The sequence below is a fragment of the Thetidibacter halocola genome (genome assembly GCF_018224955.1).
Lineage (GTDB): Bacteria > Pseudomonadota > Alphaproteobacteria > Rhodobacterales > Rhodobacteraceae > Thetidibacter > Thetidibacter halocola.
Map to the genome: position 1 here is coordinate 42,738 of NZ_JAGTUU010000009.1, position 14,876 is coordinate 57,613.

Annotated in this window: 16 protein-coding genes; 6 read left to right on the forward strand and 10 right to left on the reverse strand. The window is 68.0% G+C overall.

Annotated elements, in window-relative coordinates; genetic code table 11:
* Window positions 1-72 precede the first annotated feature (72 nt).
* From KB874_RS19695 to lspA, 4 genes are all read right to left on the reverse strand, one after another.
* A complete protein-coding gene (locus KB874_RS19695; RefSeq protein ID WP_212538283.1) occupies window positions 73-1,389 on the reverse strand; it encodes a M16 family metallopeptidase in 1,317 nt (438 codons plus the stop codon).
* Entirely contained in the window at window positions 1,386-2,714 is a 1,329-nt protein-coding gene (locus KB874_RS19700; protein ID WP_212538284.1) for a M16 family metallopeptidase, read from the reverse strand. The genes KB874_RS19695 and KB874_RS19700 overlap by 4 nt, the downstream gene beginning before the upstream one ends.
* A 107-nt stretch (window positions 2,715-2,821) precedes the next feature.
* Window positions 2,822-3,337, reverse strand: coding sequence for a DUF3035 domain-containing protein (locus KB874_RS19705; protein WP_212538285.1), 516 nt, complete (start codon window positions 3,335-3,337; stop codon window positions 2,822-2,824).
* 49 nt (window positions 3,338-3,386) lie between these two features.
* The gene (lspA, locus tag KB874_RS19710; protein ID WP_212538286.1) at window positions 3,387-3,896 is read right to left on the reverse strand and encodes a signal peptidase II; all 510 of its coding nucleotides are present in this window, start codon (window positions 3,894-3,896) and stop codon (window positions 3,387-3,389) included.
* Between the two features lie 203 nt (window positions 3,897-4,099).
* On the opposite strand from lspA, the gene KB874_RS19715 reads away from it, so the two are divergent.
* A complete protein-coding gene (locus KB874_RS19715; RefSeq protein ID WP_212538287.1) occupies window positions 4,100-5,587 on the forward strand; it encodes an ankyrin repeat domain-containing protein in 1,488 nt (495 codons plus the stop codon).
* Window positions 5,588-5,653: 66 nt separating this feature from the next.
* On the opposite strand, the gene purH is transcribed toward KB874_RS19715, so the two are convergent.
* From purH to KB874_RS19730, 3 genes are all read right to left on the reverse strand, one after another.
* Complete coding sequence (purH, locus tag KB874_RS19720; RefSeq protein ID WP_212538288.1) at window positions 5,654-7,243, reverse strand: bifunctional phosphoribosylaminoimidazolecarboxamide formyltransferase/IMP cyclohydrolase; 1,590 nt, start codon at window positions 7,241-7,243, stop codon at window positions 5,654-5,656.
* A 19-nt stretch (window positions 7,244-7,262) separates the two neighbouring features.
* Window positions 7,263-9,011: a heparinase II/III family protein gene (locus KB874_RS19725; protein WP_212538289.1), complete on the reverse strand. Its 1,749-nt coding sequence runs from the start codon at window positions 9,009-9,011 to the stop codon at window positions 7,263-7,265.
* An 86-nt stretch (window positions 9,012-9,097) separates the two neighbouring features.
* Window positions 9,098-10,354: an RsmB/NOP family class I SAM-dependent RNA methyltransferase gene (locus tag KB874_RS19730; protein WP_212538290.1), complete on the reverse strand. Its 1,257-nt coding sequence runs from the start codon at window positions 10,352-10,354 to the stop codon at window positions 9,098-9,100.
* 84 nt (window positions 10,355-10,438) lie between these two features.
* Here KB874_RS19730 and KB874_RS19735 point away from each other — a divergent pair, with 84 nt between their 5' ends.
* The gene (locus KB874_RS19735; protein ID WP_212538291.1) at window positions 10,439-10,627 is read left to right on the forward strand and encodes a DUF1674 domain-containing protein; all 189 of its coding nucleotides are present in this window, start codon (window positions 10,439-10,441) and stop codon (window positions 10,625-10,627) included.
* 87 nt (window positions 10,628-10,714) lie between these two features.
* Here KB874_RS19735 and KB874_RS19740 read toward each other — a convergent pair whose 3' ends face one another.
* Entirely contained in the window at window positions 10,715-11,068 is a 354-nt protein-coding gene (locus tag KB874_RS19740; protein ID WP_212538292.1) for a dihydrodipicolinate reductase, read from the reverse strand.
* Between the two features lie 85 nt (window positions 11,069-11,153).
* Window positions 11,154-11,966 carry a 4-hydroxy-tetrahydrodipicolinate reductase gene (gene dapB / locus KB874_RS19745; RefSeq protein ID WP_212538293.1) on the reverse strand — a complete coding sequence of 271 codons (813 nt, stop codon included), beginning with the start codon at window positions 11,964-11,966 and terminating at the stop codon, window positions 11,154-11,156.
* Between the two features lie 82 nt (window positions 11,967-12,048).
* On the opposite strand from dapB, the gene rbfA reads away from it, so the two are divergent.
* Together rbfA and KB874_RS19755 are read left to right on the forward strand one after the other, a co-directional pair.
* The gene (gene rbfA / locus KB874_RS19750) at window positions 12,049-12,444 is read left to right on the forward strand and encodes a 30S ribosome-binding factor RbfA (protein ID WP_212538294.1); all 396 of its coding nucleotides are present in this window, start codon (window positions 12,049-12,051) and stop codon (window positions 12,442-12,444) included.
* Between the two features lie 4 nt (window positions 12,445-12,448).
* Window positions 12,449-13,183, forward strand: a complete 735-nt coding sequence (locus tag KB874_RS19755) for a phosphodiester glycosidase family protein (protein WP_212538295.1) — start codon at window positions 12,449-12,451, stop codon at window positions 13,181-13,183.
* Between the two features lie 60 nt (window positions 13,184-13,243).
* On the opposite strand, the gene KB874_RS19760 is transcribed toward KB874_RS19755, so the two are convergent.
* On the reverse strand, window positions 13,244-13,705 hold the full coding sequence (locus KB874_RS19760) for a hypothetical protein (protein ID WP_212538296.1): 462 nt from the start codon (window positions 13,703-13,705) through the stop codon (window positions 13,244-13,246).
* A 171-nt stretch (window positions 13,706-13,876) separates the two neighbouring features.
* Between KB874_RS19760 and KB874_RS19765 the strand changes: the two genes are divergently transcribed.
* Window positions 13,877-14,161 (forward strand): hypothetical protein, encoded by a 285-nt coding sequence (locus KB874_RS19765; RefSeq protein WP_212538297.1) that lies wholly within the window; start codon window positions 13,877-13,879, stop codon window positions 14,159-14,161.
* Window positions 14,133-14,846 (forward strand): winged helix-turn-helix domain-containing protein, encoded by a 714-nt coding sequence (locus KB874_RS19770; RefSeq protein ID WP_212538298.1) that lies wholly within the window; start codon window positions 14,133-14,135, stop codon window positions 14,844-14,846. The genes KB874_RS19765 and KB874_RS19770 overlap by 29 nt, the downstream gene beginning before the upstream one ends.
* The last annotated feature ends 30 nt before the right edge of the window (window positions 14,847-14,876 follow it).

Below are 14,876 nucleotides of genomic sequence, written 5' to 3' on the forward strand. Positions count from 1 at the left end.
ACACCCAAAAGATTTGTGACATCCCGGTTCGTCCGGCCGGGCGGGGACATCGGCCCCGCCCGGCGCTGGTGCTTACTGTCCGGGCGCCGTCTCAAGCCCCTGCGGCTGACCGACGACCACGAAATGCAGCTTGTCCGGTTGCAGCAATTCGCCCGCGACCCGCCGCACGTCGTCCAGCGTGACAGCCTCGACCTGGGCGTTGCGGGTGTTCACGTAGTCGGGCGTCAGACCCTCCATCTGCATGCCGACCAGCATCCGGGCAATCGGCCCGTTGCCGTCGAAGCGCAGGGGATAGGCGCCGGTCAGATAGGTCTTGGCCCGGGTCAGTTCCTCTTCGGTGACGCCGTTTTCAGCCATCCTGGCCCATTCCGCGCGGATCACCTCGATCGCCTCGGCGACGCGGTCATTGGCGCTGGCTACCCGGCCGGTGTAGATCGCGGCGCGGTCCTTGGGGACGAGATAGGAATAGACGCCATAGGTCAGGCCGCGCTTTTCGCGCACCTCTTCCATCAGCCGCGCCTCAAAACCGCCACCGCCCAGCACCGTGTTCATCACGAAGGCGGCGAAGAAATCCGGATCGTCCCGCTCCATCCCCTCGTGACCGAACAGCGCCACGGATTGCGGCACGTCGAAGGGCACCACGGTCAGCCCGCCATCGGCGGCGACCGAGGTCTCGGCGGGCATCGGCGCGCCGGTTTCAGGCAGCGCGCCCAGCAGGCCGTCCATCAGCGCCGCCAGTTCGTCGGCCGAGATGTCGCCCGCCGCCGCCACGTAAACGCGATCGCGCGCCAGTGCCGCCTTGTGCGCCGCCACGAGGTCATCGCGGGTCAGCGCGGTGACGCTGTCGACCGTGCCCTCGTAGGGCGTGCCGTAGGGGTGGTCGGGAAAGAACAGCGCGTCGAAGGTGCGGCCGGCGATCGCGTCCGGGTCGCGCTCGTCCGAGCGGATGCCCGAGACGATCTGCGCGCGCACGCGTTCCACTGCATCCGCGTCGAAACGCGGTTCGATCAGCGCGGCGCGCAACAGGCGCATCGCCTCATCCGTCGTCTCGGTCAGGAACCGGGCCGAAACCGACACGTCGTCATCGCCCACGTCGAAATCGAGCGTTGCGGCGATCGATTCGGCTGCTTCGGCGAAAGCGCGCGCGTCCAGGTCGCCCGCGCCTTCCTCGAGCAGGCCGACCATCATGTTGGTTGCACCGCGCTTGCCCTCGGCATCCAGCGAAGCGCCGCCGCGAAAGCGGATTTCCAGCGAGATGAAGGGGATCGAGGGTTCCTCGACCAGCCAGGCGGTAAAGCCGCCGGGGCTGGTGACCTCCTGGATGTCGACCTCCGCCCGCGCGGAAAAGCCCGCGCAGACAAGCCCCAGGACCAGAGCGAATCGTTTCATTGGGTCGCCTCCTCGTCGGACATGAGCCAGCCGGTCACGGACCGGTTGCGGTCGAACACGGAACGGGCCGCTTCGAGGATATCGTCCTCGGTCACGGCCTGGAGGATGCCGGGCCAGGCCTGAACATCCGCCACGGTCAGGCCAGAGGTCAGCGCCTCGCCATAACGCCGCGCCAGACGGTCGGCATCGTCGCGGGCGTAGATCTGCTGGGCCTTGATCTGGAACTTGATCCGCTCCAGCTGCTGCGCGTCGATGCCTTCCTCGAGGAACTCGGCCACGGCGGCATCCAGCGCGTCCTCGGCCTGTTGCAGGGTGACGCCTTCGGTCGGCACGATCACGAGGCCAAAGGTGGTGTCGTCGTAATTCGTGCCGTCATACCAGGCCGAGGTATAGACCGCCTGCTGCGTTTCGAATTGAAGCTTGCGGGTCAGGACAGAGGTCTGCCCGCCACCGAGAATCTCGGCCAGAAGGGTCAGGGCCGCGGCCTTTTCCTGCGCCCCCGGATCGCGTTCCGGCGCGAGGTAGCTGCGGATGACATAGGGCTGCGCCACGCGGGCATCCTTCATCACCAGCCGCCGTTCGGCCAGTTGCACCGGCTCCGAAACCCGCTCGCGTGGGCCGAGCGCGGGGTTGGGCGGCAGCGTGCCGTAATGTTCTTCCGCCAGGGCGCGCACCTCGTCCGGTGTCACATCGCCCGCGACGATCAGGATCGCGTTGTTCGGGGCATAGAACTGCTTGTAGAACGCCAGCGCATCGTCGAGGTCCAGCGTCTCCATCTCGTGGCGCCAGCCGATGATCGGCGTGCCGTAGGGATGGTGCAGGTATTGCGCCGCTTGCCGCTGCTCGCGGAAGATCGACCCCGGATCGTTCTCGACCCGGGTGTTGCGTTCCTCGATGATGACATCACGCTCGGTCAGGATATCGCCCTCGCCGAGGCGGAGGTTGACCATGCGATCCGCCTCCATCGTCATCATCAGGCCCAGGCGGTCGGAGGCGACGCGCTGGAAATAGCCGGTGTAATCGTAGCTGGTAAAGGCATTGTCGGTGCCGCCATTGGCCGCCACCGTGGCCGAGAATTCGCCCGGCGCCAGCGTGTCGGTGCCCTTGAACAGCAGGTGTTCCAGGAAATGCGCCACGCCCGACGCGCCTTGCGGCTCATCGGCGGATCCGGCGCGATACCACACCATGTGAACAACGACGGGGGCACGGTGATCCTCGATCACCACAGCCTCCATTCCGTTGTCGAGCGTGAAGGTCGTCACCTGATCCTGCGCACGGGCGGGCAAGGCCGCCAGCAGGGTCAGGGCCAAGGCCAGTCTGAGCATGGTCACCCCTAGTCACGAATTCCGTCCGGACACAGTTACGGCCTCCGGCGCCGGGTTCAAGCGCGCGTGACGCAACTGTGACCGATTTCAGGTTAACGAAAGGTGGATCAGTTTTCCGGCGGCGCGCTCGGTGTGCGGGCCCCGGCACTGCGGGACGAACGCAGCCAGCGCCACGGGTCCATTGCCTGGCGGCGGTAGACGCGCTTGTACTGGTCCTCTGGGAAGAGCTTCCAGGTGAAGCGGCTGCCGCGATCGCGGAAGGCCTCGTCCTCGGCGGCGAGCGTGCTGCGCACGTCCGCCTCACGGCCGAACCGGCTGGCCCGGTTGATGAGGGCCCCGTCGCTGGCGGGCACGCCATCAGCGTTCAGCCTTGCCGGATTGCCGCCCAGCGCCGCCACGGCGTCGGACAGCGGCGTCTGGTCGGCGCGGTTGGCGCCGCCCGGCGTCGGTTCGGGCAGGGCTGCGAGGCTTTCGGGCGATTGCAGCGGCTTGTTCGGAACGATCGAGAATTCCTCGGGCTGGCGGTCAAAACTGCGCAGGTCATGCAGCGGACGCGGCTCTCCGATGCCGCAACCTGCCAGCGCGCCGATCATCAGCATTGCCCAAAGATGCGACGCCCGCATCGCTGCCCTCCATCAGTTTGACCTTGTCTAGCGCATCTCTCCGGCGCCGTCACGGGGCCTTTTTGCCCTTTGCGCCCGAACCGGGGAAAAGCGCCAATCCCAGCGCGCCGGCGAAGATCGCGATGTCGGCCACGTTGAAGGCAAAGGGATTGTCGATTCCGCAACACGACATATTCAGGAAATCGGCGACCGCGCCATAAAGCAGCCGGTCCACCACGTTGCCCACCGCGCCGCCGATCAGCATGCCGGCAGAGATCAGCCCCCAGCGCCCCGGCGGGTCGCGCCGCATCCAGACCAGTACGAACAGCACGATTCCGACGGCGACCGAGATCAGGATCCAGCGCGTCGCCGGCGCGTCGCCCGACAGCAGGCCGAAGTTGATGCCATAGTTCCAGGCCATGCGGAAATTCAGGTATGGCGGAAAGACGTCGATCGCCAGCCGCTGCGAAAGGCCCAGCCAATGCACGACGAAGAATTTGGAGAGTTGGTCGATCAAGAAGATGGCCGCCGCCACGATCCACACCAGCCTGCCGCTGACCGCTGCCCGATCCTGCCCCATCGACCGTATCCCCTTTTGGCTTCCGCGAAGCGCATGTATCGGCCTTTGCCGCATTTGAAAACCGGTCTCGGGCGGGATGGCGGCACAGCGGACCGTCGGCACGCGGGCACCGGAGGCTTGATTTCGATCATTCATGGCCTGCCGCAAACAGGCAAAGGTTCTGGGACCTGACGAGGGAAAGCCATGCCTCGAAACACAGACCGGTGTTCGTCGCCACTGACACGGCTGCGGTTCACTCTCGGCGCCTTTGTCGCGGCGCTGGCGATTCTGCTTGGGCAAGGACTGGGGGCACAGTCGATAACGACGCTGCACCAAGCGGCGGCGCAGGGCGACCTGGAAGCGGTGCTGCGCCTCCTCTGTCGCAGTCCGATTCCCCCTGCCCGACCGATGGCGACGGAGAAACGCCGCTGATCAAGGCAGCGACACGCGGCCATTCGGAGGTCGTTGCGGCGCTGCTCGAGGCGGGATGCCCGGTGGATCAGAGTGACCGTTTCGGCCGGACGGCGCTGACCGTCGCCGTCCTGCATGATCGAGAGGCCGTCGTGACGCTGCTGCGGGCGGCGGGCGCGACCGTGGCACCGCCGACGGAGGCCGAGACACCTGCAACACCCCTTCTGCACGCGGCGAGTGCGGCACGGAACGACGACCTGGTGCGTGAACTTGTATCCCTCGGCTGGTCAGCGAACCCGCGCGATGCGAACGGCATGACTCCCTTGATCGCCTTGGCAGAGGCCCTCACCCGCAAGGGTTATTCCTTCGCGGCCGAACTGTCCGCTGAAAGGATGGTCAAGACGCTGCTGGCGGCCGGGGCCGATCCGGATGCCATTGGTCCCGAAGGCAGGTCTGCCCTGCATTTCGCCGTACTGTCAGGCCGGGAGATGATTGTGACCGCCCTTCTGGACGGCGGGGCCGATCCCGATCTGCGGGATGCAGCCGGGCACACGCCGCTGTTCTACGCGATGACATGGAACGCCTATTTGAAGGAACCACTTTTCACGCACGGGGCCAGCCGTCGTGACCGGTCGATGGCCGTTGCGGGTTTTGCCCTTCTGTGCGGAATTGGCGCACTCTGCGCGGCTGTTCTGTGGCGTGCGCGGCGGCGCGGCTTTCGGCCAGACCTCGCGCAACAGGCCGTCGCGACCATCGTCTGCGTCATGATCTGCGGCGCGCTCCTGCACATGGCGATGCGAGTGGATTTCTGGTTTTCCGACCCGTTCGAATGGATCGCAAGGGTCCTTGTCGGGACAAACTGGCAACCGGGGCCGGTCTTTGCCTCGCATGGCGATTGCGTCGCAGCCACTGCGCCGGCCGCGCGCGAGGCGTTGCTGCAATATCTTTCGATCCATCCCGAGGACGTGGAACGCGTTACGTGTTCCTATCGCGTCAAGCCAAGTCCCCTCTGGAGCATGCTCGACGTGGTGTGCTTCGGTCTTGCCGGATGCCTTGCGGTCCTCGCGGTTCCCGGCAGAGCCTCAGCGCTGGCCGTGCTCTTTGCTGCGGCAGGTCTTGGACTGGTCGAGGCGCTGTCCTTTCCGGAATGGACAGGTCGATTGACGGCGTGGCAGTCGGACGACCCGCTGGGGTTCACGGTTCTGGCGTCCGAGGCGGGTCGCGGGCTCATGGCCATGGCCGGCGCCGCTGCGATCACCGCCGCCCTGCTGCACGTTGGCGCAGGACGGCGGCGCGGCTGATTTATCGGCTTCAGGCGCCTGGCCGGCGCGGTTGGCGCAACCGGCGGGCCGGGAAGCACCTTGGCGTCAGTGCCGGAAGTGCCGCATTCCGGTAAGGACCATTGCCAGCCCGGCCTCGTCGGCGGCGGCGATCACCTCGTCGTCGCGCATCGAGCCGCCCGGCTGGATCACCGCCGACGCACCCGCCGCCGCGGCCTCCATCAGCCCGTCGGGGAAGGGGAAGAACGCGTCAGAGGCCACCACGCAGCCCTTGGTCAGCGGCTCGGGCAGGCCCATCGCCTCGGCCATGCGCTCGGCCTTCTTGGCGGCGATCAGCGCCGAATCGAGGCGGCTCATCTGGCCCGCGCCGATCCCCACCGTCGCGCCGTCGCGGGCATAGACGATGGCATTGGATTTCACGTGCTTGGCGACCTTCCAGGCGAACAGCAGGTCGGCCATCTGCGCGTCGGTCGGCGCCTTCTTCGTGACCACCTTCAGGTCGTCTTGCACGCGGCGGCCATTGTCACGGTCCTGCACCAGCAGCCCGCCCGAGACCTGTTTCCATGCTAGGCCCGCCTCGGCCGTGTCGGCCAGTTTCGGCGTGATCAGCAGGCGCAGGTTCTTCTTGGCGGCAAAGATCTCGCGCGCGGCCGGGTCCGCGCCGGGGGCGATGACGACCTCGGTGAAGATCTCGGTGATCGCCTGCGCCGTTTCGGCGTCCAGCGGAGTGTTCAGCGCCACGATGCCGCCGAAGGCCGAGGTGCGGTCGCAGTCGAACGCCTTGCGATAGGCGTCGAGGATGCTCTCGCCGCGCGCCACGCCGCAGGGATTTGCGTGCTTGATGATCGCGCAGGCCGGACCATCCGAGGGCAGGAATTCGCTGACTAGTTCAAAGGCCGCGTCGGTGTCGTTGATGTTGTTGTAGCTCAGTTCCTTGCCCTGAAGCTGCTCGGCCGTGGCGACGCCGGGACGGTTCGAGCCGTCGATATAGAAGGCCGCGCGCTGGTGCGGGTTCTCGCCATAGCGCAGCGGCTGTTGCAGCTGGCCGGCAAAGACGCGGCGGCGCGGGTTCACCTCGCCGATGGCGTCGGCCATCCAGGTGCTGACCGCCGCATCATAGGCACCGGTGCGGGCATAGGCGTTCTGCGCCAGCCGTTTCCGGAACGCCAGCGAGGTCTGGCCCTCGTGCTGGTCGAGTTCGTGCAGCAGGGCGACATAGTCGAACACGTCCACGACAACGCTGACAAAGGCGTGGTTCTTGGCCGCCGCGCGGATCATCGCCGGGCCGCCGATGTCGATGTTCTCGATGCAGGTGTCATAGTCGGCACCCTTGGCCACCGTTTCCTCAAACGGGTAGAGATTGACCACCAGCAGGTCGATCGGGCCGATGCCGTGCTGCTCCATCGCCGCGACATGCTCGGGGTTGTCGCGCAGCGCCAGCAGGCCGCCATGCACCGCCGGATGCAGCGTCTTGACCCTGCCATCCATCATCTCGGGGAACCCGGTCACGTCCGAGACGTCGCGCACGGGGATCCCCGCCTCGCGGATCGTGGCAGCCGAACCGCCCGTTGACAGGATCTCGACCCCGCGTGCGCTCAGCGCCTGGGCCAGGTCGATCAGCCCGGTCTTGTCGGATACGGAAATCAGCGCGCGGCGGATGGGTTGGAGATCTTGCATGCGGTCGTCCCTCGGTTCTTCAGGTCAGGGCGTCCGCAGTCTCCATCGCCAGGTCGCGCACGGCCAGGGCCGTGTCCTGCGCCTTGGCCAGGGTCCAGCGGACCCGGGTCGCATACTCCATCGCGCGGCCGGATAAAACGATCTGTTTCGTCGCGCGAGGCTGGATGCGCGCCTGGTCGAAATAGACCGAGGGCTGAAGCTCGATCTCGGTGCCGGGATCGACCCGCAGGATCCAGATTTCACCCGAGCGCAGCGCCATCGACACTGCCGCGCCTCCCATGTCCAGCGCCACGTCCACCTCGGGGTGCAGGTGGAACCGGATGTCATAGGCGATGCCGGCCAGTTTCGCCCGGCTCATCGCCGCATCGAACCGCGCCTTGGCCGCATCGTCGAGCGCCACGAGGAAATCCTCGCCCTGCAGCTCGCGCCCATCCGGGACCAGTTGCAGGCTGCGCGCATGGGTCAGCCCGTCGAGCGACACATAGGCGTCATGAGCGCCTTCAAAACGTTGACCCTCGGCACCCTGCTTGCTGTCGGTCTGAACCGCGGTCGGGCCGTTCTCCAGCCATTCCACGCCCACCGCCACGCCACGCCGCGGAACAACGAGGCGGGCGCTGGAATAGCCCTGGAGGCTCAGCGTCGAATGCGAGGGAGAGGCACGCCCGGCCCGGTGCCATTCCTCGCCAAAGGCCCGGCCCGTGCCGCAGTTGACGATCAGCGGCCGGCGCCCCGAGGTCAGTTCGAACGCCAGGGTCGAGGCATGGGCCTCGGCCGACGCGGGGCCGGAGGGCGGCGGCGCGGCATCGACGATGACGCTGGTCCGACCAGCCGACAGACGCGCAAAGCCCATCGCCTGGCGCGGCACGGCGCGGCGCCGCATGCCCGAGGCCGACAGCGCCGCATCCAGCCGCCCCTCGACGCCACGCCCGCCGCCATGGAACCGCGCCAGCCCGCCGTCGGCGTGGCGCAGCAGTCGCAGCACCGGCGCGATCCGGCGGATCGCCTCCTCGATTGCGGGCTCGACAGGTTGGTGCGCGGCGTCCAGCGCCAGCCGCACCCAGGTCAACAGGGTGAATACCTCGAGCAACTCCTCGGGGCTGCGGGTGGGAATGCCGCCATCGGCGCCGACCTGACGGGCGCACTCGGCGGCCAGCGCCCGGCGCGCGGGGTCGACATGGCGTTCCATCCCCTGCGTCGAAAGCGCAGCGTAGAGCAGTCCGCACCAGGCCTCGAACCGGGGCAGACCGGGTGCAGCGGCCTGCGCGCGACCCGACAGAAAGCGCATCTGCGCGGCCAGCGCGCGGAAATAGGCGGCGGATTGATCGGCGTCGCGGGCACGCAGCAGCAGCAGCGCGTGATGCACCAGCCGGATCAGCCGCCGCCCGGACAGGTCCGGCGTCCAGCCCGGCCCACGGCCCCGGCCATAGCGCGCGATCCAGTCCCAGACCCAGTCCTGCGCCAGCCTGCGGGCCTCGGCCTCGCCCAGCGCGGCCAGGTCGTCGAGCCAGCCAAAGCCCTGCAATTCATCGGCAAAGCGCGCGTCGGGCGGGGGCACATCCCAGGGTGAGCGGCCCTCCAGCGGAACCACGTGCCCGGCAAGCACCAGGTTGCCGGCCAGCATCTGCCGCCCACGCGCCACCTGCCCGATGCTGCGCGGCTCGGGCTGCGAGACAAAGCCTGCGGCCGCGGGTTCCCGACCCGCTCGCCAGGCATGCCATCCATTGAGTAAGCGCGCACAGCGCGCGCGTAGACCGGGCTGATCCGCCATCGCCTTGAACCCTGCACCGCCTCGTTCGTGCCCGCTTGCCGGAGCTTTGACCGGAGGATACCGGCAAAGCCACCTCAAGTCACGGCTCAAGCGGTTCTTGTCAGAAGAGCCATGTAAAACCCGTCGATCCCGCCACGGTCCGCCCAGAAATCGGGCCGCAAGCGCAACCCGCCCTCGTCCGAACGCCACCCCTCCTCGATGCCCGGCGCCTCGGCGCGCAGCACGGACAGGCCAGGATGGCGAGACAGCGCCTCCTCGACCTGGCATTCGCCTTCGTCGGGCAACAGCGAACAGGTGGCATAGACCAATCGCCCGCCGGGCTTCAGCAGCCGCAGCGCATGGTCCAGCATCGCCTCCTGGAGGCCGATCAGCTCGGTGATGCGCTGGCCCTGGTGGGCGTGCGGCAGGTCGGGATGGCGGCGCAGAGTGCCGGTGGCCGAGCAAGGTGCATCCAGCAGGATGGCGTCATAATTGCCCTCGTGCTCCAGCGCGTCGCCCGCGACGAGGGTCGCGGACAGGCCGGTGCGGGCAAGGTTTTCGCGCACGCGGGCAAGGCGGGCGTCGGACAGGTCCAGCGCGGTGACATCGGCCCCCGCCGCCGCCAGTTGCAGTGTCTTGCCGCCGGGCGCCGCGCACATGTCGAGCACGCGCAAAGCCCGGACATCGCCCAGCAGGCGCGCGGGAAGCGCGGCGGCCGCGTCCTGCACCCACCAGTCGCCGGTCTCGAACCCGGGAAGCGCGCTGACCTGCACCGCGCGGTCCAGCCGGACCGAACCGGTGGGCAGAACCGTGCCGCCCACGGCCGTTGCGACCGCTGCGGGATCGCCCTTGGGCGTCAGGTCCAGCGGTGCGCCGGCCCAATGCGCGGCCTCCATCGCCGAGACGGCGGTGGCGCCCCACGCCGCGACCAGCGGATCGCGCAACCAGCGCGGCATCCTCGGAACACGCAGCTTGCCCCAGGCATCCGGCCCATCGGAGGCGATCTTGCGCAGGACGGCGTTGACCAGCCCCTTGGAGCCCTGCGTGCGCTTGCCTGCCGCGGCGAGGTTCACGCAATCGCTGACCACGCCATGCGCCGCGCCACCGGTGCACAGCTCTACCGTGCCCAGCCGCAGGATGTTCATCACCCGGCTGGCGGGACGTTTCTGCAAATGCGGGCGCAGCAGGCGGTCGGCGCGTTCCAGGCCACGAAAGGTATCGGCGGCCAGTCGCTGCGCTGCGGCCCGATCGGCGGGCGCCAGCGGCGCGAGGATCGCGTCATTCTCGGACAGGGGTCGGCCGTGAGCGAAAACCGCGTCGATCAGGTCGAGCGCTGCACGGCGCGCCGGGCTGGGGTCGGGCATCTTGGCCTCCGGGGGCGGGCGCGCACTTGTGACGCGCGGACCGTGCGGCCTATATCAAGCCCGGTGACAGAAGGACAAGCGACGATGACCGACGCCAAGGACGATCCCCGCCCCGACCTGCCCCCCGCCGCGCGCCGCGCGCTGGCAGAGGCCGAAGAACGCCGACGCAAGGCCGAGGCAAAGCCCCTGCCCCCCGAACTGGGCGGGCGCGACGGACCGGAACCCGTGCGCTACGGCGATTGGGAGAAGAAGGGCATCGCCATCGACTTCTGAGCGCGTCTCGCTGCGCGCCCCCGGCAAGAGCGGGGCGCGCGGGTGGGTGGGTGGGCGCGCCCCGGGATTGGCGGGGGCGCGCGGCATTCAGCGCAGGCGGAAATCGGCCGAGTCGCCCTGCCCCTGGTCGGCGACAAAGCGGATCTGGTTACCGTTGGCCAGCACGCGCTGGCAATTGTATCCAAGGTCGTCGCCGCCCCAGATCAGATCGCGGCAGAAATAGCCGTTCTTCCAGGTCCAGGCGCCGTTCACGTCCCAGCCCGCGCCCTTGCCGGCGATGCTTCCGTCAGGCGCCACGCGCAGTTTCACCAGCGGTCGGGTCAGCACCTTTCCGTTGACCAGCCGGATGAAGGTGTCGCGATCCGTCACGGTCGCGAATTCCGCAAGCGCAGGAGTTGCCTGCGCGAGGGTCAGCCCGAGGGCCAGAAACAGTCCACGCATGGAACGCGCTCCTCTTCTGCGTCACGATGACGCGAAAGATAGCCGTGAAATGTTATTTTCAAGTGACAGAGTCGCGAGGTCGGGGTCAGTTCAGTCCCAGCACGTCCAGCATGTCGTATTCGCCGGGCGCCTTGTCCTGGCCCCAGAGCGCGGCCTTGAGCGCGCCGCGCGCAAACAGCGCCCGGTCGGACGCGATGTGCTTGATCACGATGCGCTCGCCCCCGGTGGCAAAGATCACCTCGTGCTCGCCCACGATGTCGCCGCCGCGTATCGCGTGAAAGCCGATGGCGCCCTTGTCCCGCGCCCCGGTCATGCCGTCGCGCCCCCGGTCCGAGACCTCGGCCAGCGACACGCCCCTTCCCGCCGCCGCGGCCTCGCCCAGCATCAAGGCGGTGCCCGAGGGCGCGTCGACCTTGCGGTTGTGATGCGCCTCGACGATCTCGATGTCCCAGTCGGCGTCCAGCGCGCGCGCCACCTGTTCGGTGACCTTGGTCAACAGGTTGACGCCCAGGCTCATGTTGCCGGCGCGCACGATCACCGCGTGACGCGCGGCGATGTGGATGCGCTTCAGGTCGTCGTCGGACAGGCCGGTGGTGCCGATCACGTGCACAGCGCGCGCTTGCGCGGCGAGATCCGCAAAGGCGACCGTGGCGGCGGGCGCGGTGAAGTCGATCACCGCCTGCGCGCGGGCGAAGGCCTCGAGCGGGTCGTCGCCGACACGCACGCCCAGCGCCGCGCCGCCCATCGCCTCGCCCAGGTCGTGCCCGACCCAGTCATGGCCGGGCCGTTCCAGCGCGCCGGCCAGCCGCAGACCGTCATGCACCAGCACTTCGCGCACCAACATCTGCCCCATGCGGCCCGACACACCCGTGATCACCACGCCCGGCTTGTCCGTCATCCCGATCTCCCTTGCGGTTTGCCGCCGTTTACCCTGTGCCGCCCGGCTTGGCAAAGGTGGATGCAGGGCGTATCTCTGCGCCATGGCAAAGAACAGATTCACGGATGGCTCCGGCCCCACCCAACGTCAGCTCCGCGTGGCCGAGCTGATCCGCCGCCGTCTGTCCGAGGTGTTCTCGCGCGGCGAGATCCACGACCCCGACCTCAATCGCCTGTCGATCACGGTTGGCGAGGTCCGGGTTTCCCCCGATCTCAAGGTCGCCACGGCCTATGTCGTGCCGCTGGGCGGCGGCAACGTCGACACGATGTTCGAGCGGCTCGAGGAAAACCGCCACGAGATCCGCCGCGCCACCGCCAAGGGGCTGGAACTGAAATACGCGCCAGAGCTTCGCTTTCGGCTCGACGAGACCTTCGATCAACTGGACGAGACGCGGCGCCTGTTCTCGCAGGATGCGGTGCGCCGCGACCTAGACGATTGACCCGATGCGGCGGCTGGCCCTCCTCCTGTCGTTGAGCCTCGGCTTCGCGACCCAGACCGCCGCACTGGAGTGCGAACAGATCCGGCACATCGGCAACCGCTACACGATCTGCTCCGTGGATCCGGCCGAGGACGAGCTGCGGCTGTTCCTCGATGGCCCCGACGGGGCCAGGCTGGGCCAGTTCGACGCGGTCTCGACGATGCTGGCGGCGCGGGGCGAGTCGCTGCTCTTCGCGATGAATGCCGGCATGTACCACGCGGACCGCTCTCCGGTCGGACATTACGTCGAGCGTGGGCGCGAGCGGATGCGCGTGATCCCCAATCCGGGGCCGGGCAATTTCGGCCTGCTGCCCAACGGCATCTTCTGCATCGGGCGAGGCACGGCGCGGGTCTACGAGACGCGGGATTACCTCGAACGCAGGCCGTCCTGCCGCTATGCCACGCAATCCGGCCCGATGCTGGTGATCGACGGCGCACTGCATCCGCGATTCCTGCCCGACAGCACCTCACGCTACATCCGCAACGGGGTGGGCACGTCAAAGGACGGGCGGCGCGCGGTGTTCGCCATCTCGGACAACGCGGTGACCTTCCACGAGTTCGGGCGGCTGTTCCGCGACATCCTCAACCTTCCGGATGCACTGTTCTTCGACGGCAATGTCTCGCGCCTGTTTGCGCCGCAGGTGGGGCGCAACGACCCGGGCCGGATGATGGGACCGATCGTCGGCGTCGTCGGGCCCTAATCCAAACAGGAAAACGCCGCGCGGTTTTTCGCGCGGCGCGTTAGGGACAGCGAAAAGGTGTCAGCGCCACGCCACCTCGAAACCGTGGCCGCGCAGGCAGCGCATCGAATAGGCATCGCGGTCATGTCGCGATCCGCGCAGCGTCACAAGGCAGCTTTGCGGCAGGCGGCGCGCGCCGCGATAGTTCCGGTCGAGGCAGCGAGAGCCCATCACCCAGTTCGTGCTGCTGCTGTCGACCGCGATGGCGCATTCGCGCGGCAACTGGGTGCGGCGCGCCGGCTCGGGACGCGGCGGCTGGTGGCGGGGAGTGACGACCTCGCGCCGGGGCGACACGGAATGGGCGTGCTCGCGGCGGTCGTCGCGGGTCTCGCTCTGGATGATCTTGCCGATGATGAACAGCGTGGCCGCCGCGCCCAGGAAACGGCCGACATCGTCGGCATCGGCGGCCTTTGCGGGGGCGGCAGAGACTGCGGCAATCAGAGCGCCGACGGACAGGACCGAGGTGATGAAGCGGAAGGACATGGGGCAGGTTCCTTTTTCTGGTGTGTGATCCAAAGCGCCACGGGACGCCCTGCATCCACGCTGGCCCCGCCCCCGGAAATCGGGCAATAACGCCCCCCCGCTATCGGATAACCGGGCGGCCGGACCCCTTCGGTTATTGTCTTTCAGCGGCGTGACCCGCATCGTGACGGCATGAAAACCCTCGCCCTCACCCTCCTTGTCTCGCTGGCCCTGGCCGGCGCCGCACGGGCCGACTGCTTTGTCGAATACAAGGCAAAGCAGGACGATCCCCTGCGCCTGCATTACGGCATCCTCGCGCTGCCCGGCGGCTGCCCGTCGGCCCCGGCCGCGCAGGACGCTGCCGCCCGCCGCCTCGCCGCAGGCGGCTGGACCCTGCTGACCGTCCTCGGCGTCAGCGCCGAGACGCCCCCGGACCAGAAAAAGGCGAATGCCGGTGACTTCTACCTCCGCTTCTGACATCGCCGAAAGCCGCCGCGCCGGGTCGCGCATTGTCGGCTTCGGCATCGCCGCCATCGCCGCGATCCTCGCCGTGGCGGGCGCGGTGCTGCTGTTCGCCCTGCCCGACGCCAACGCCTTCAACGCGCGGGTCGAACAACTGTTCGTCGAGAACGCCGACCTGACCGGGCAGGCCGAGATCAAGCTGCTGGAGATCCTCGCGCAGTCGGGCACCGCCTTTTCCGACACGCTGGGCCATTACCGGATGGTGATCTTCGTGCTGATGGTCTTCGCCGCCGCCCTGCTGATTGCGGCGCTGGTCTTCCTGGTGATGCTGGTCACGCTGAACCGGCGCATGGCGCAGATCGAACGCTCGGGCATCCAGGTCTCGTCGCTCATCATCTCGCGTGAGGAAAACACCGTCTATCTCAACACGATGGGCTTCAAGCTGACCGAGGCGATGATGGAGACGCTGGCCGTTCTGGCCGAGGCGCGCATGGACGACGACATCCTGACCGGTGCGCAGATCGAGGCGGTGATCTCAGGTCGGTCTGAGACCGACTGCGAGGAGGCCGCCGGCGCCACGCGGATCAAGCGTCTGCGCGACGGGTTGGGCAACCAACTGGTGAGCGAGTTGCTTGTCAAGAACATCGCCCGGCGCGGTTATGTCCTGGCGATCGACAAGGGCGTGATCGAAGTCGTTTGATACAGGGGTAACCGTTTCTTCGGGTTTCGG

Coding starts and splice junctions, on each gene's coding strand:
- KB874_RS19755 (WP_212538295.1), top strand. CDS start 12,449: ATGCGGCGGCTGGCCCTCCTCCTGTCGTTGAGCCTCGGCTTCGCGACC.
- KB874_RS19735 (WP_212538291.1), top strand. CDS start 10,439: ATGACCGACGCCAAGGACGATCCCCGCCCCGACCTGCCCCCCGCCGCG.
- rbfA (WP_212538294.1), top strand. CDS start 12,049: ATGGCAAAGAACAGATTCACGGATGGCTCCGGCCCCACCCAACGTCAG.
- lspA (WP_212538286.1), bottom strand. CDS start 3,896: ATGGGGCAGGATCGGGCAGCGGTCAGCGGCAGGCTGGTGTGGATCGTG.
- KB874_RS19740 (WP_212538292.1), bottom strand. CDS start 11,068: ATGCGTGGACTGTTTCTGGCCCTCGGGCTGACCCTCGCGCAGGCAACT.
- KB874_RS19760 (WP_212538296.1), bottom strand. CDS start 13,705: ATGTCCTTCCGCTTCATCACCTCGGTCCTGTCCGTCGGCGCTCTGATT.
- KB874_RS19725 (WP_212538289.1), bottom strand. CDS start 9,011: ATGGCGGATCAGCCCGGTCTACGCGCGCGCTGTGCGCGCTTACTCAAT.
- KB874_RS19700 (WP_212538284.1), bottom strand. CDS start 2,714: ATGCTCAGACTGGCCTTGGCCCTGACCCTGCTGGCGGCCTTGCCCGCC.
- KB874_RS19765 (WP_212538297.1), top strand. CDS start 13,877: ATGAAAACCCTCGCCCTCACCCTCCTTGTCTCGCTGGCCCTGGCCGGC.
- KB874_RS19695 (WP_212538283.1), bottom strand. CDS start 1,389: ATGAAACGATTCGCTCTGGTCCTGGGGCTTGTCTGCGCGGGCTTTTCC.
- dapB (WP_212538293.1), bottom strand. CDS start 11,966: ATGACGGACAAGCCGGGCGTGGTGATCACGGGTGTGTCGGGCCGCATG.
- KB874_RS19705 (WP_212538285.1), bottom strand. CDS start 3,337: ATGCGGGCGTCGCATCTTTGGGCAATGCTGATGATCGGCGCGCTGGCA.
- KB874_RS19770 (WP_212538298.1), top strand. CDS start 14,133: ATGCCGGTGACTTCTACCTCCGCTTCTGACATCGCCGAAAGCCGCCGC.
- KB874_RS19730 (WP_212538290.1), bottom strand. CDS start 10,354: ATGCCCGACCCCAGCCCGGCGCGCCGTGCAGCGCTCGACCTGATCGAC.
- purH (WP_212538288.1), bottom strand. CDS start 7,243: ATGCAAGATCTCCAACCCATCCGCCGCGCGCTGATTTCCGTATCCGAC.